Here is a 14,971-nt window from a genome sequence, read left to right as displayed (position 1 = left end):
GACGCGATCAACTCGGAGGTGCTGGAGTGTTCCGCAAGAAGAGCTCGACAGAGGTCATCGGGACCGAGTTGCAAGAGGGGCTCGCCCACATCGGCGCCGCGGTCACCGAGGCCCGTCGGGCCGCGGCGGAGCAGCTCGGGCCGCAGGTGGCGGCGGCGAGCAAGGCCGCGCAGAAGACCTACGCCGCCGACGTGGCCCCGAAGGTGGAGGCCGCCGTGGCGGCCCTTGCCCCGCAGCTCGACGCTGCCCGCGAGGTGCTGGTGCCCCGGCTGGAGGCCGCGCAGAAGACGTACGAGAAGGACGTCGTCCCCCGGCTGGAGGCCGCGACCAAGGTCGCCCGGGCCAACCTGGAGACGGCGGTGGCCGCCGCCGTGCCGCGGATCGAGGCAGCCCGCGAGGCCGCCGGGCCGGCGTGGGACAACGCCGCGCGGACCGCGCGCACCAACCTCGAGGCCGCCGGGCCGCGGCTGACCGCGGCGTCCACCGCGGCCGCCGCCTACGCGGCCCCGCGGGTGACCGCGGCCCGTGAGGCGGCCGGGCCGGCGTTCGAGACGGCGCGGGAGAACCTGCTCGCCAGCGTCGAGGCCGCCCGGGCCCAGCTGGAGGCCCGCAGCGCCGAGCTCACCGCGGCCGCGGCCACCCTCGGCACGGCCGCGGGCAAGCAGACCGAGAAGGCCCGCAAGGACGCCGCGTCCGCCGCCGAGGCGGCCCGCGACCAGGCGGCCGCCCGGCTCGCCGCGGCGGTCGCCGCCGCGGAGACCAGCCGCCGGGCCGCCGGCAAGAAGGCCGATCAGCTGGGCAAGCGGGCGGACAAGCTGTCGAAGAAGGCGGCCAAGCGCCGCGGCGAGCTCGAGAAGGCCGCGGGCAAGGCGCGCAAGGACGCCGGCAAGCGCACCGCGCGGACGGTCACGTCGGTCAAGCGCCGCGTCGGCGCGGAGCCCGAGCCGCGGCGCTGGCCGTGGGTGCTCGCGGTCCTGGCGGTCGTCGTGGGTGTGGCCGTGGCCCTGCGGGGGAAGAAGGGGCAGGACCCGTGGAACCCGGCGCCCACCGGCGACGGCCCCGTGCCCAGCTACCGAGAGGACCCCGTGTCCAGTTCCCCCAGCACCCCGGCCGGCGGCACCGAGTCACCGGAGGCCCAGGGCAAGACCGTCTCCACGGCCGAGAACGCCGTGGGCGACGCCACCCCGCCCGACAGCGACCTGGGCGCCCAGACGGCACAGCCCGCCTCAGGCGCCGGCGAGCCCAGCAACCAGGGCCGCCCGGACTCCGCCACCGGCACCGCCGACGCCGGTGACGTGCCGGCCAAGACGGCCGGCCCGGATGACACCCCGTCCAGCCTGGGCAAGCAGCCCAGCGACGGCTGAGTCCGACACACCGCTCCACGAGGGGGCCCCGCCGGTTCGGCGGGGCCCCCTCGCCGTCCCGGGTGGGGCACGACCCCGGAGTACCGTGCAGATCATGAGCCTGGGTATGGACGAGGCGACCACGAGGACCTCCGACGCCTCCCGGATCGAACCGGGCGGTCGCAAGCTGCTGCGCCTGGAGGTCCGCAACAGCCAGACCCCCATCGAGCGCAAGCCCGAGTGGATCAAGACCAAGCTGAAGACCGGCCCGGAGTACACCGAGCTGAAGTCGCTGGTCCGCCGCGAGGGCCTGCACACGGTGTGCGAGGAGGCCGGCTGCCCCAACATCTACGAGTGCTGGGAAGACCGGGAGGCCACCTTCCTCATCGGCGGTGACCAGTGCACCCGCCGCTGCGACTTCTGCCAGATCGACACCGGCAAGCCCGCCGACTTCGACGCCGACGAGCCGCGCCGGGTCGCCGAGAGCGTCGCGACGATGGGCCTGCGCTACGCCACGGTCACCGGCGTCGCCCGCGACGACCTGCCCGACGGCGGTGCCTGGCTGTACGCCGAGACCGTGCGGCAGATCCACGGGGCGCTCCCCGGCTGCGGCGTCGAGCTGCTCATCCCCGACTTCAACGCCGACCCCGCCCAGCTGGCGGAGGTCTTCTCCTCCCGCCCCGAGGTGCTGGCGCACAACGTCGAGACGGTGCCGCGCATCTTCAAGCGGATCCGCCCCGGCTTCCGGTTCGAGCGCTCCCTGTCGGTCATCACCGCCGCCCGGGAGGCGGGCCTGGTCACCAAGTCCAACCTGATCCTGGGCATGGGCGAGGAGCCGGAGGAGGTCGTGGAGACGATGCAGGCCCTGCACGACGCGGGCTGCGACCTGCTCACCATCACCCAGTACCTGCGGCCCAGCGTCCGGCACCACCCCGTGGTCCGGTGGGTCAAGCCCGACGAGTTCGTCGGTTTCAACGCCGAGGCCGAGCGGATCGGCTTCGCCGGCGTCCTCTCCGGGCCGTTGGTGCGCAGCTCCTACCGGGCCGGGCGGCTGTACCAGCAGGCCGCCGAGGCCCGCGGGCTCACGGTCACCACCGCCTGACCTCCCGCGGCACGCCGCCGGGCCCGCCGCGAGCATCCGCGTGGCGGGCCCCGGCGAGTCCTCGGACTATCCTCGGCGCATGGCACGCAGCAGGTCCACCGACACCTCCGCCCCCGCCGGCAAGGCCGGCCGGGGCCCGGCCGGCGGCGCGCCCGGACGCAGCACCGGCGCCACCGCCGTGAGCAGCTCGAAGACCGGCAAGGTGGGCAAGGACGGCAAGCCCAAGGTGAAGCGGCTGGCGAAGCTGAAGAGCCAGGCGGGGATGATCCGCCAGGCCTACACGCTGACCTACCGGAACGACCCCAAGCTCCCCTGGATCATGCTCATCGCCTTCGTGGTGGTGGCCGCAGCGGTCGAGCTGTTCGGTCTGCTGGTCTTCAGCTCGCCGTTCCTGTTCCTCCCCATCGCCGTCCTGCTGGGCCTGCTCGCCGCCCTCATCGTGTTCGGCCGGCGCGCCCAGGGCTCGGCCTACCGGCAGGTCGAGGGCCAGCCCGGCGCGGCGTCCTGGGTCCTGGAAGGCATGCGCGGTGACTGGCGGGTCTCCTCCGGCGTCGCCGGCACCCGGGAGTTCGACGCCCTGCACCGGGTGCTCGGCCGCCCCGGCATCGTGCTGGTCGGTGAGGGCACCCCCCAGCGGGTGCGCGGCCTGATCGCGCAGGAGAAGCGCCGGATCGCCAAGGTCGTCGGCGACACCCCGATCTACGACGTCGTGGTCGGCGACGGCGAGGGCGAGGTGCCGCTGAAGAAGCTCAGCACGCACGTCATGAAGCTGCCCCGCAACCTCTCCGGCGCCGAGGTCAACGCCCTGTCCAAGCGGATGAGCGCCCTGGGTGGCAGCCGGATGCCGGTCCCCGGCGGCCCGCTGCCCGGCGGCCGGCAGATGTCGGTCAGCCAGCGGCAGGTCCGCCGCCGCTGAGCCACCCTCGCTGCAGACGACGAACGCCCCCGGCCACGTGGCCGGGGGCGTTCGTCGTCTGCGGGGTCAGCGGTCGCGGACCACCGCGGTGTCGGTGAGCCGGTCGTGCATCCCCCGGCCGTCGGCGTCGACCACCAGCGCCGGGACCAGCACCACCAGCAGGGCGGTGCGGACGACGGCCCGCCACAACGCCAGCCGCTGGCCGGGGTGCGGGTGGGCCAGACGCAGCCCCACCAGCCGCATGCCGGGGGTCTGCCCGGTGAGCACCAGCGAGACCACGGTGAGGACGCCGAAGCTCAGCAGGCTCCACAGCCGCGGGGCCTCCGGCGCGGTGAACAGCCCGGCGACCAGGGCCGCGGCCACCGCGTCGATCAGGTACTGCCCCACCCGCCGGCCGAAGCCCGCCAGCGAGCCGGGGCCGGTGGCCGGCAGCCCGAGCGCCTGCCCGCGGGTGCGGTTCGGGGACGACGGGACGTCTGCACTGGCCACGCCCGTCAGCCTAGGACGTGGCGCGGGCACGCCCCGGCGGGCGGCGTCCGGGCGAGGGTCGCGACACGCCGGGGTCGCTGTTACGCCCCGGAAACACGAGAGACACCCCGGGGCAATCGCGCGCTCGTAGCTTGCGTGACGGCTGCCCGTCCACTCCTGTCCACGTCCGCGCCGGCGGGGGTGCCCGCGCCTCGCTCGCCCCGCGCTGCGATGCTCGACCCCCTGTCCGCTCACACCGGAGGATCGATGTTCACCAGTCCCGAAGAGGTCACCGCCTACATCCGCGACAACGACGTGAGGTTCGTCGACGTCCGGTTCTGCGACCTCCCCGGCGTCATGCAGCACTTCACCATCCCGGCGGAGACCTTCGGCCCGGACACCTTCAGCGAGGGCCTGGGCTTCGACGGGTCCTCGATCCGCGGCTTCCAGGCGATCAACGAGTCCGACATGCTGCTGCTGCCCGACGCGAGCAGCGCGTACGTCGACCCGTTCCGGATCCACAAGACGCTGAACATCAACTTCTTCATCCACGACCCGATCACGCGCGAGGCCTACAGCCGCGACCCGCGCAACGTGGCCAAGAAGGCCGAGGCCTACCTGGCGAGCTCCGGCATCGCCGACACCGCGTACTTCGGCCCCGAGGCCGAGTTCTACGTGTTCGACTCGGTGCGGCACAGCACCTCGATCAACGAGGGCTACTACCACATCGACGCGGTCGAGGGCTCCTGGAACACCGGTGCGCTGACCGGCGAGAACGGCGGCCCGAACCTGGGCTACAAGACCCGCCCGAAGGGCGGCTACTTCCCGGTCGAGCCCTACGACCACCAGAGCGACCTGCGCGCCACGATGATGGTGAACCTGGCCAACGCCGGTCTGGAGCTCGAGCGCGGCCACCACGAGGTCGGCACCGGCGGTCAGGCCGAGATCAACTACAAGTTCGACACGCTGCTGCGGTCGGCCGACAGCCTGATGCTGTTCAAGTACGTCGTCAAGAACACAGCCTGGGCGCACGGCAAGTCCGCGACCTTCATGCCGAAGCCGCTCTTCGGGGACAACGGCTCGGGCATGCACTGCCACCAGAGCCTCTGGAAGGACGGCGAGCCGCTCTTCCACGCCGAGACCGGCTACGCGGGGCTGTCCGACACCGCCCGGCACTACATCGGCGGCCTGCTCGCCCACGCCCCGTCGCTGCTGGCCTTCACCAACCCGACGGTGAACAGCTACCACCGCCTGGTGCCCGGCTACGAGGCGCCGATCAACCTGGTCTACTCCGCGCGCAACCGCTCGGCCTGCTGCCGCATCCCGATCTCCGGTGACAGCCCGAAGGCCAAGCGCATCGAGTTCCGCGTGCCCGACCCGTCGGCCAACCCCTACCTCGCGTTCTCCGCGATGCTGATGGCCGGCCTCGACGGCATCAAGAACAAGATCGAGCCGCCGGCGCCGGTCGACAAGGACCTCTACGAGCTGCCGCCCGAGGAGGCCCTGGGCATCGACAAGGTGCCCGCCTCGCTGGACGCCGTCCTCGACCGGCTCGAGGTGGACCACGACTACCTGCTCGACGGTGGCGTGTTCACCTCCGACCTGATCGAGACCTGGATCGAGTACAAGCGGGAGAACGAGATCGACCCGATCCGCCTCCGCCCGCACCCGCACGAGTTCGCGATGTACTACGACATCTGATCCACCTGCTCGTTCCCGCGGCCCCCGACCTCGCCCGAGGTCGGGGGCCGCGGTGCGTCCGGATCCCGCACCCCGGCGCGCCGGGGTGCGGCTGCTCGGCCAGGATCGGACGGCGGGAACACGCCCGCGACCACGGGGAGGCACACGATGGACCCACGACTGGTGCTCCTGCCGCGGGCGGGCACGCCGCTGGCCGCCTGGCGCGACCGGCTGACCGAGGAGGTGCCGCAGCTGGACGTCGTCCTGGCCCCGGCCCAGGCCACCGACGCCGAGCTGGCCGAGCTGCTGACCGAGGCGGACGCCGCGTTCGGCACGCTCACGCCCCGGCTGCTGGCCGCCGCCGGCCGGCTGCGGTGGCTGCACTCGCCGCAGGCCAACCCGCCGGCGGGGTTCTTCTTCCCCGAGCTGGTCGACTCCGACGTCGTCGTCACCAACGTGCGGGGCGTCTACGCCGACTCGGTCGGGGTGCACGCGATCGCGCTGGTGCTGGCCCTGGCCCGTCGCCTGGACGTGTACCGGGGCCAGCAGGACGAGCACCGCTGGCGCCTCGACGAGGGCCCGGTGCTGCACCTGGACGGGGCCACCCTGCTGGTCGCCGGCCTGGGCAGCATCGGCGCCGAGATCGGCCGGCTGGCCGCCGCGCTGGGCATGACCGTGCTGGCCACCGACGCCCGCCCCGGGGACCCCCCGCCGGGCGTCGCCGAGGTGCACGGGCCCGACGCCCTCGACGCGCTCCTCCCCCGGGCCGACGTCGTGGTCAACGTCCTGCCCGAGACAGCGGCCACCACCGGGACGTTCGACCTGGACCGCTTCGGCCGGATGCGCCGCGGCGCCCTGTACGTGACCGTGGGGCGCGGCGCCACCACCGTGACCGCCGACCTGGTCCGGGCCCTCACCGACGGGCTGCTCGGCGCGGCCGCCCTCGACGTCGCCGACCCCGAGCCGCTCCCCGCCGACTCACCGCTCTGGGACGCGCCCCGGGTCCTGATCACCCCGCACGTGGCCGAACGCGGCCCGGACGTCGACGAGCGCCGGTACGCCCTGCTCGCCGACAACTGCCGCCGGTTCGCCGCCGGGGAGCCGCTGCTCAACGTCGTGGACAAGGCCGCCGGCTTCTGACCCGCGGCCCGGGGCGCGTCATCCGGTCGCGCACGATCCGGTCGTCGGCTCAACACCGATCGCCGGCTGCCGATGAGATCGGGGAACCGGCCCGCCCCACGACGGCGGCCGACCAGCCACGGCACACGGGGGAACAGATGAGGCGGCGTTCCAACAGTCCGGCGGGCGTTCCGACGATCCCAGCGGAGATGCCCCGGGACGTGGAGGCGGTCGAGCAGGTGATCGCGGTGCTCGACCGGGGCGTCATCGACCCCACGGACGCGCACAACAAGATCACCGCTACGCTCGTCGACGAGCTGGGCCTCTGCTACGGCGGGACCTGGCTCCCCGGCCGGAGCGGCACGTTCCAGCTGGCCGGCGAGTTCGGGCAGCTGGCCGGGGCGATCGCCGCGAGCCCGGCGGGCCGGGTCACCGAGATCTCGGCCGGTGACGGGTACGGCGGCCAGGCGATCCGCACCAAGACCGCCGTGCTGGTCGACGTCGGCAGCGACACGACGAGCTGCCTGCGCTGGGCCGGCGCCCGCGCCGCCGGCGCCACGCACGGCTGCGTGCTCCCCACCGTCGAGAACGGCGTCGTCGTCGCGCTGAACGAGTACTACGGGCAGGGTGAGCTGCCGTTCACCGGCCCCCGCCAGGGCAAGTGGGACTCCCTGGGCCGGCTGCTGGCCCACGCCCGTCGCGCCGCGCTGGCCCGCAACGAGCTGCAGGAGACCCTGGACGACCGCGTCGCGGTGACCACCGTCGTCACCGAGCTCGGCGCCGCCCGCGACCAGGCCGGCGCACTCCGCACCGCGCTGGACACCGTGCGGGAGGCGTTCGGCTGGGCCTACGGCTCCTACTGGGCGCTGGACGAGTCCGCCGGCGTGCTGCGCTTCCAGCAGGAGTCGGGTTCGGCCGGTGAGGAGTTCCGGAAGGTGACCCTGGCCGCCAGCTTCGCCGAGGGCGTGGGCCTGTCCGGCCGGGCCTGGCGCTCCCGGGACCTGTTCTTCGTCAGCGACATCGGCGAGATGACCGACTGCGTGCGGGCCCCCGCGGCCCAGCGGGCCGGCGTGAAGTCCGGAGTCTGCTTCCCACTCCTGGTCGGCGGCCGGGTCATCGGCACGATGGACTTCTTCGTCACCGAGACCATCGAGCTGTCGGAGTCCCGCCGCGCCGCGCTGCGCAACGTGCAGCAGCTGGTCTCCCAGCGGCTGGACGTGCTGCGGCGCAGCGAGGAGTCCGCCGACAACGCCCGCGAGCTGCTGGACACCGTCTCCCGGCTGCGCGAGGCCGCCGGTGACGCCGGCCGGGTCGCCGAGAGCGCGGTCACCCAGGCGTCCACGATGACCGGTGAGGTCGTCTCGCTGGACGAGGCGTCGGCCGCGGTCGGCGAGGTCATCCGGATCATCTCCGGCATCGCCGACCAGACGAACCTGCTCGCGCTGAACGCCACCATCGAGGCGGCGCGCGCCGGGGAGCTCGGCAAGGGCTTCGCCGTCGTCGCCAGCGAGGTCAAGGACCTCGCCCGGGAGACCGCCAACGCCACGCAGAAGGTCTCCGACCAGATCGCCGGGATCCAGGCCAGCAGCAAGGCGGTGGCCGAGGGCATCCACGCCACCAGCGAGATCATCGGCCAGCTCGACGTGGTGCAGGCGCGGATCAACGACGTGCTGGAGGAGCAGGCGAAGATGGCCACCGCCTTCGAGGCGCACGCCTGACCCACCCGGCGGGGGGCCGCCCGCTGCACGTCACGTTCGGGACGACGCGGTCCGGGGCATGGTGGCTGACATGCGCCTTCCCAAGCCACGGGGCCCGCTGAGCGCCGCGCTCTGCGCCGACCTCGCCGGGGACTCGATCGGTCCGGCCACCGTCGCCACCGCCGAGGCACTCGCCGCGGCCGCCACCGACCCGCTCAGCGACGAGGACCTGCAGCTGTCCCTCGCGATCTGCTACGAGCTGCACTACCAGGGGTTCGACGACGTCGACGACGCCTGGGAGTGGCACCCGGAGCTGCTGCGTTTGCGGGCGCTGCTCGAGGACGTGCACCTGCGCGCGCTGCAGACGCTCGTCCGGGGCCTGGGTCTGGACGCGGACCTCCCCGAGGCGACCGTCGATCGGCAGCTCGCCGCGGTGATCGCCGCCGACGACGGCCCCTCGTTGTCGCGGTACATGGCCAAGGAGGGCACCGCCGACCAGTGGCGCGAGTACCTGGCCCTGCGCTCGGTGTACCACCTCAAGGAGGGCGACCCGCACACCTGGGCCATCCCCCGCATCACCGGGCGCAGCAAGGCCGCGATGGTGGAGATCCAGGCCGACGAGTACGGCGGCGGCGCACCCGAGCGCATGCACAGCCGGCTGTTCGCCGGGATGATGCGCGACCTCGGCCTGGACGACGGCTACGGCGCGCTGTGGGACGACGCCCCGGCGGTCGCCTTCACCTCGGTCAACACCATGTCGCTGTTCGGGCTCCACCGCCGGTGGCGCGGCGCCTGCCTGGGCCACCTGGCCGCGGTGGAGATGACCTCCTCCGAGCCCAGCCGGCGCTACTCCGCCGGGCTGCGCCGGCTCGGGTTCGGCCCGGAGACCAGCGTCTTCTACGACGAGCACGTCGAGGCCGACGCGGTGCACGAGCAGATCGCCGCCGTCGACATGTGCGGCTCGCTGGTGGCCGAGCAGCCGGCGCTGGCCACCGACGTGCTCTTCGGGGCCCAGTGCTCGCTGGCCCTGGACGGCCTCACCGCCGGGTACCTGCTCGCCGCCTGGGAGTCCGGGCGGTCGGGGCTGCGGCAGGAGCCGGTCGCCGCCCAGCCGTGACAGCAGGCAGCGACCGGCTCCCGGGCGTCAGCGCAGGCCGAAGACCGACAGCGTGCCGTCGTCCTCGTCGCTGGTGACGAACAGCTCGCGGGACTCGATGGCCAGCAGTCCCTCGGGGGCCTCGCCCGTGGGCAGCACCTGGAGCAGCCGCGGGGTGGCGGACCGGCCGATGTCGTAGACGAGGACGGCGTCGCCCCGCTCGGAGCCGATGAACGCGTAGTCGGTGCCGCGCATCCGCGAGACCTCGACGCCCTCGAACTCCGCGCCCTTGTCGTCGCTGCGCCCGTCGGGGTAACGCCCCTCGGCCGCCAGCGCCTGCTCGGCGGAGGCGCCGCTGCCCCAGCGGACCGTGCCGTCCTGCCGGAACACCGTCCACCCCCGGCCGCCGGCGGGCTCGGCGAACAGGTCGCCCTCGTCGGCCGTGACCAGCTCACCGCGCAGCGTCCACTGCACGGCGTCCGGCTCGCGCGGCGCGACGAGGGTGTCGTCGAAGGCGACGACGTCGTCGTCGACGGTGTCGGCGTCGGTGCGGGTGACCGTGCCGGCGGAGAACGAGTGCACGACCCGCTTGCGGGCCAGGTCGACCAGCGCGATCGCGTTGTTCTCCTGCAGCGTCACCGCGGCGATGTCCCGGCCGTCGACGTCGACGAACTCCGGCTCCGGGTCGGCGGGGAAGACCATGCCCGGCAGCCCGGTGAGCTCGACCCGGTCGACGGTCCAGGCCGACACCGGCCCGCGCAGGTCGACCACGGAGAGGAAGCCGGCCGGCAGCTGCGGCAGGCCGCCCTCGACGTCGTCGACGACGAGGTCCTCGTCGCGCTGGTTCTCGATGGCGATCGCGGCGAACACCCCGCTGGGGCCGACGTCGATCGAGTCGGGCTGGCCGCCCAGGTCGATGGTGCGCACCACGGCCCGCCGCGGCAGGTCGATGACCGCCAGGTGCCCGGAGGGCTGCGCCAGGTCGGTGGTGGTGTCGACGGCGACGAGGGCGTACCGCGCGTTGGACAGCACGGTCACCGACGTCGGCGACCCGCCCACGTCGATCGAGCCCAGCTGGCGCGGCGCGGTGGGCCGGCTCAGGTCGACCAGGCCGACCTGGCCCAGCGCGGAGTCGGTGTAGACCACGGTGCGGCCGTCCGGGGTGGCGGAGATGATCTCGGCGACCTCACCGGCGACCGGGAAGGTGGCCAGCGCCTGGAAGGTCGGCGGGGTGACCGCCGACGCCGGGCCGGCGGCGAGGACGGCGGTCAGCAGGCCGGCGGTGACGACGGCGGGGACTGCGGCGTGGACGGGGCGGAGCGGGCGCTGGAGCACAGGCCACCTTCTGCGGTCGGGGGCGGGATCGCGCCCACCCTGACCGGGGCGGACCAGCGTCCGGTGGCCGGCCGGTGAACGGGCGGTGACCCCACCCCGTCCAGCGAGGTCAGCCGCGGTCCTCGCGGGCCTCCGCCACGATCCGCGCGGCCGGCCGGGGCCGGGCGGGTGCGCTGGCGGCGTGGAACCCGGAGCGCTTGTGCGTGCCGTCGCAGAACGGCTTGATGCCGGACTTCCCGCAGCGGCACAGCGCCACGGTCTTGCGGCCGGGGTCGATCTCGTTGCCGTCGGTGTCGACCAGCCGGAAGTCGCCCCGCACCACCAGGGGCCCGTCGCGGTAGGGCGTGATCGTCGCCGTCGGCTCACCGGCGGGTCCCAGATCGCGCACGCTGTCGTCGGAGATCTCGTCGGCGGGGTCGGTCGGCTCAGCGGTGTCGGGCTGCACGGGGAGCCCGTTCCCCCGGTCGGTCGCGCTCAACCGTGTGCCGGTGGGCGGACGGCGGCGACCGCGTCGGCCACCGCGGTGGCGCCGTCGGCGTACAGGCCGGTGACCACCCCGTCGACGTCGGCGGCCGACCGGTTCTGCGACAGCTTCCACTTCGCCTCGACCCGCGCGATGCGCACCTCCACGCCGACGATGGCGCGCAGCTGGCCGGCGACGAACCGCTCCGGGGCGTCGTCGACCGCCCACGGCTCGGTGCGGCCGCTCTCGTGGGCGTCGGTCAGCGCCGTCACGTGCGCGGCCAGCCACTCCGGGTCCTCGTGCACCACCAGCTCGCCGTGCACGTGGGCGACGACGTAGTCCCAGGTGGGCACGACCCGCCCGTGCTCGGCCTTGGTGGCGTACCAGGACGGCGAGACGTAGGCGTCCGGCCCGCGCACGATGACCAGCACCTCCCCCACGGTGTCCCGCCACTGCGTGTTGTTCCGCGCGAGGTGACCGCGCAGGGTGCCGGTGTCCGGGTCGTGCACCATCGGCAGCGTCGTGGCGGTCAGCCCGGCCGGGGTCACGCTGACCAGGTCGACGGCGCCGGGGGCGGCCAGCAGCCGGGTGACGGCGTCGTCCGGCGCGGCGAAGTGCGCGGGCACGTACACGGGGCTCAGGCCTCCTCGGTGCGGCCGTAGAAGACCGACTCGACGACGGTGCGCGCGTGCCGGGTGACCCGGCGGTAGTCGTCCAGGAACTGGCCGGGGTCGGCGTCCGGGCCGTAGCCGCAGGCGCGCGCCACCCCGTTGAGCTCCAGGCCGTGGCGGGGCAGCTGGTCACCGGGGCGCCCGCGCACCAGGAAGACGGCGTTGCGGGCCCGGCTGGCCAGCTCCCAGGCCGCCTGCAGCGCGGCCCGCTGCTCCTCGGCGAGCAGCCCGGCGTCGGCGAGCGCGCCGAGCGCGGTCACCGTGGAGGTCACCCGCAGCGACGGGTGGGCCGCGGCGTGCTCCAGCTGCAGCAGCTGCACGGTCCACTCGACGTCGGCCAGGCCACCGCGCCCCAGCTTGGTGTGGGTGGCCGGATCGGCGCCGCGGGGCAGCCGCTCGCTGTCGACCCGTGCCTTGACCCGGCGGATCTCCGCGATCTGCTCGGCGCTCAACCCGGCGGCCGGGTAGCGCAGCGGGTCGACGAGCCGCACGAACTCCCGACCCAGGTCCTCGTCGCCGGCCACCGGGTCGGCGCGCAGCAGGGCCTGCACCTCCCAGGTCGAGACCCAGCGCTGGTAGTACTCGGCGAAGGCCTCCAGGCTGCGCGACAGCGCGCCCTGCCGGCCCTCCGGGCGCAGGTCGGCGTCCACCTCGAAGGCGGGGTCCGGGGCCGGCTCGCCGAGCAGCCGGCGCAGGGTGTGCGCGACGCTGTTCGCCGCGTGGGCCGCCCTCCCCGGGTCGGCGCCCGGCCGCACCCGGTGCACGAACAGCACGTCGGCGTCCGAGCCGTAGCCCATCTCCGCGCCACCGAGGCGGCCCATGCCGATGACGGCGAGGTCGACCGGCACGTCGGCCGGGGTGGTGCCCGTCTCGGCCGCCCAGCTGCGCACCGCGGCGTCCAGCCCGGCGCGCAGGGTGGCGACGGCGACCGCGTGCAGCGCCTGCCCGACCCGGACCACGTCGAGCCGGCCGAGCAGGTCCGCGCAGGCGATGCGCAGCAGCTCCTGCCGGCGCAGCGCGCGCAGCACCTGCATGCCCGCGGCGGCGTCGCCGGCCCGGGAGACCGCCTGCCGCCAGGCGGAGGTCAGCGCCTCGGTGCTGCGCGGCTCCAGCTGGGCGTCGTCGGCCAGCGTGCGCATCGCCTCCGGGGTGCGGGTGAGCAGCCCGGCGATGTACTGGCTGGAGCCCAGCAGCACGGCCAGCCGCTCGGCGGTGCGCCCCTCGTCGCGCAGCAGGCGGAGGAACCACTGGTCCGACCCGAGCGCCTCGCTGACCCGGCGGTAGGCCAGCAGCCCGGCGTCGGGGTCGGCGCAGGAGGCGAAGGTCTGCAGCAGCACCGGCAGCAGGTAGCGCTGCATGGAGGCCGAGCGGCTCAGCCCGCCGGTGAGGGCCCCCATGTGCCGCAGCGCGCCGTCGGGGTCGGCGAAGCCCAGCGCCCGCAGCCACTCCCCCGCCGCCTTCGGACCCAGCTGCAGCTGGTCGCCGGGGACCTTCGCCACCGAGGACAGCAGCGGCCGGTAGAAGAGCTTCTCGTGCAGCCGGCGCACCACCCGGGCGTGCAGGGCCAGCTCGGCGCGCAGCACCGCCACCGAGTCACCGCGCTCGTCGGGCTTGTAGCCCAGCGACCGGGCCAGCCAGCGCAGCTGGTCGTCGGCGACCGGGATCAGGTGGGTGCGCCGCAGGCGCAGCAGCTGCAGCCGGTGCTCCACCGTGCGCAGGAACCGGTAGGCCGACACCAGGGTCGCGGCGTCCTCCCGGCCGATGTAGCCGCTCGCGCCCAGCACGGTCAGCGCCGGGACGGTGCCGCCGACCCGCAGGGTGACGTCGGCGCGGCCGTGCACCAGCTGCAGCAGCTGCACGCTGAACTCGACGTCGCGCAGCCCGCCGCGGCCCAGCTTCAGCTCCCGGTCGACCTGGGCGGCAGGGATGTGCTGCTCGACCCGGCGGCGCATCGCCTGGATCTCCCCGACGAACCCGGGCCGGTCACCGGCCTTCCACACCAGCGGCCACAGCGCGTCGACGTACTCCCGCCCCAGCGCGGGCTCCCCGGCGACCGGCCGCATCTTCAGCAGCGCCTGGAACTCCCAGGTGCTGGCCCACTTCTCGTAGTAGGCCCGGTGCCCGGCCAGCGTGCGCACCAGCACCCCGGCCTTGCCCTCGGGACGCAGCGCGGCGTCGACCTCCCACGCGGCCTGACCGCAGATCCGCATGAGGGCGCCGGCGACCCGGGTCGCGGTGCCCAGCGCCGCCGCCTCGTCGGCGCCCTCCGGGGAGTCGGCCAGCGCCTCGGCGACGAAGACGACGTCGACGTCGCTGACGTAGTTGAGCTCCCGGCCACCGGCCTTGCCCAGCGCGATCACCGCCAGCCGGCAGGGCGCGGCGTCGGCCGGCTGCTCGGCGACGGCCAGCGCCAGCCCGGCGGTCAGCACGGCGGCGGCGATGTCGGCGAGCTCACCGGCGACCTCGTCGGCCGGCAGCCCGTCGGCGATGTCCCGGCCGGCCAGGGAGAGCACGGCGCGCAGGTAGGCGTGCCGCAGGTCGCGGACCCGGGCGGGGTCGGCGTCCGGCGCGGCGGTGCCCAGCCCGACGCCCCACGGCGGGTCGTCGGGGTCGGCGCCGACGGCGAACAGCAGCTGCTGCTCCAGCTCCTGCGGGCTTGGCCGGGCGCCCCAGCGGTCCTCGGTGTCGAGCACGACCCAGTCCGCGGGCTGCGCGGCGAGGTGGTCACCGAGCCCGGCGGAGGCGCCGAGCACCCCGAGCAGCCGGGTGCGGACCATCGCCGAGCCGCGCAGCCGGGCCAGCAGCGCGGCGGCCGCCCCACCGTCGGGGTCGATCCCGTCCAGCGCCTCGACCAGCCGGCTCAGCGATCGCAGCGCCAGATCGGGGTCGCCCGCGCGGGCCAGCGCGGAGACCACCGGCGCGGCCTCGGGGTCGGCGGGCTCGTTGCGGTCCAGGTCCCAGAGGCCCAGCGCCGGGTCCGACAACTGCCGGGCCGCGCGCTCGCCGTCCTCGAAGCCCAGGCGGACCAGCCGGACGACGGCGCGCCGGGGGACGCCGTCCTCGGCCGGCACGGCGGTCACC

At 74.8% G+C, this 14,971-nt stretch carries 12 protein-coding genes; 7 read left to right on the top strand and 5 right to left on the bottom strand.

Translation table 11 applies throughout. From position 1 onward, the window contains the following. Nucleotides 1-26 precede the first annotated feature (26 nt). The 3 genes from JD78_RS03875 to JD78_RS03865 all read left to right on the top strand — a co-directional run bounded on the left by JD78_RS03875 (nucleotide 27) and on the right by JD78_RS03865 (nucleotide 3,361). On the top strand, nucleotides 27-1,364 hold the full coding sequence (locus JD78_RS03875; protein ID WP_153357228.1) for a hypothetical protein: 1,338 nt from the start codon (nucleotides 27-29) through the stop codon (nucleotides 1,362-1,364). 94 nt (nucleotides 1,365-1,458) lie between these two features. Next, nucleotides 1,459-2,445, top strand: a complete 987-nt coding sequence (lipA, locus tag JD78_RS03870; protein WP_228394939.1) for a lipoyl synthase — start codon at nucleotides 1,459-1,461, stop codon at nucleotides 2,443-2,445. A gap of 79 nt (nucleotides 2,446-2,524) precedes the next feature. Continuing rightward, entirely contained in the window at nucleotides 2,525-3,361 is an 837-nt protein-coding gene (locus JD78_RS03865) for a DUF4191 domain-containing protein (protein WP_153357229.1), read from the top strand. Between the two features lie 66 nt (nucleotides 3,362-3,427). Here JD78_RS03865 and JD78_RS03860 read toward each other — a convergent pair whose 3' ends face one another. After that, nucleotides 3,428-3,850, bottom strand: coding sequence for an RDD family protein (locus JD78_RS03860; protein ID WP_153357231.1), 423 nt, complete (start codon nucleotides 3,848-3,850; stop codon nucleotides 3,428-3,430). A gap of 246 nt (nucleotides 3,851-4,096) precedes the next feature. Here JD78_RS03860 and glnA point away from each other — a divergent pair, with 246 nt between their 5' ends. From glnA to JD78_RS03840, 4 genes are all read left to right on the top strand, one after another. Continuing rightward, entirely contained in the window at nucleotides 4,097-5,530 is a 1,434-nt protein-coding gene (gene glnA, locus JD78_RS03855) for a type I glutamate--ammonia ligase (protein WP_153357233.1), read from the top strand. Nucleotides 5,531-5,677: 147 nt separating this feature from the next. Beyond that, the gene (locus JD78_RS03850) at nucleotides 5,678-6,649 is read left to right on the top strand and encodes a D-2-hydroxyacid dehydrogenase (RefSeq protein WP_153357235.1); all 972 of its coding nucleotides are present in this window, start codon (nucleotides 5,678-5,680) and stop codon (nucleotides 6,647-6,649) included. A 137-nt stretch (nucleotides 6,650-6,786) separates the two neighbouring features. Beyond that, nucleotides 6,787-8,346: a methyl-accepting chemotaxis protein gene (locus JD78_RS03845; RefSeq protein WP_153357236.1), complete on the top strand. Its 1,560-nt coding sequence runs from the start codon at nucleotides 6,787-6,789 to the stop codon at nucleotides 8,344-8,346. A gap of 70 nt (nucleotides 8,347-8,416) precedes the next feature. Continuing rightward, the gene (locus tag JD78_RS03840; RefSeq protein ID WP_153357238.1) at nucleotides 8,417-9,442 is read left to right on the top strand and encodes an iron-containing redox enzyme family protein; all 1,026 of its coding nucleotides are present in this window, start codon (nucleotides 8,417-8,419) and stop codon (nucleotides 9,440-9,442) included. A 27-nt stretch (nucleotides 9,443-9,469) separates the two neighbouring features. Here the strand turns inward: JD78_RS03840 and JD78_RS03835 are convergent, their stop codons facing one another. The 4 genes from JD78_RS03835 to JD78_RS03820 all read right to left on the bottom strand — a co-directional run bounded on the left by JD78_RS03835 (nucleotide 9,470) and on the right by JD78_RS03820 (nucleotide 14,970). Further along, on the bottom strand, nucleotides 9,470-10,756 hold the full coding sequence (locus JD78_RS03835; protein ID WP_153357240.1) for a hypothetical protein: 1,287 nt from the start codon (nucleotides 10,754-10,756) through the stop codon (nucleotides 9,470-9,472). Between the two features lie 109 nt (nucleotides 10,757-10,865). Beyond that, nucleotides 10,866-11,234 carry a CDGSH iron-sulfur domain-containing protein gene (locus JD78_RS03830; RefSeq protein ID WP_228394941.1) on the bottom strand — a complete coding sequence of 123 codons (369 nt, stop codon included), beginning with the start codon at nucleotides 11,232-11,234 and terminating at the stop codon, nucleotides 10,866-10,868. Continuing rightward, nucleotides 11,231-11,851, bottom strand: coding sequence for an FMN-binding negative transcriptional regulator (locus JD78_RS03825; RefSeq protein ID WP_153357243.1), 621 nt, complete (start codon nucleotides 11,849-11,851; stop codon nucleotides 11,231-11,233). Before JD78_RS03825 ends, JD78_RS03830 begins: the two co-directional genes overlap by 4 nt. 5 nt (nucleotides 11,852-11,856) lie before the next feature. Continuing rightward, nucleotides 11,857-14,970 (bottom strand): bifunctional [glutamine synthetase] adenylyltransferase/[glutamine synthetase]-adenylyl-L-tyrosine phosphorylase, encoded by a 3,114-nt coding sequence (locus JD78_RS03820; RefSeq protein WP_153357245.1) that lies wholly within the window; start codon nucleotides 14,968-14,970, stop codon nucleotides 11,857-11,859. Nucleotide 14,971 lies beyond the last annotated feature (1 nt).

It is taken from the genome of Modestobacter roseus (assembly GCF_007994135.1).
In the GTDB taxonomy this organism is placed as follows: domain Bacteria; phylum Actinomycetota; class Actinomycetes; order Mycobacteriales; family Geodermatophilaceae; genus Modestobacter; species Modestobacter roseus.
The sequence above is the reverse complement of the archived record's forward strand: the minus strand, read 5'-3'. Positions and strand labels throughout refer to the sequence as shown.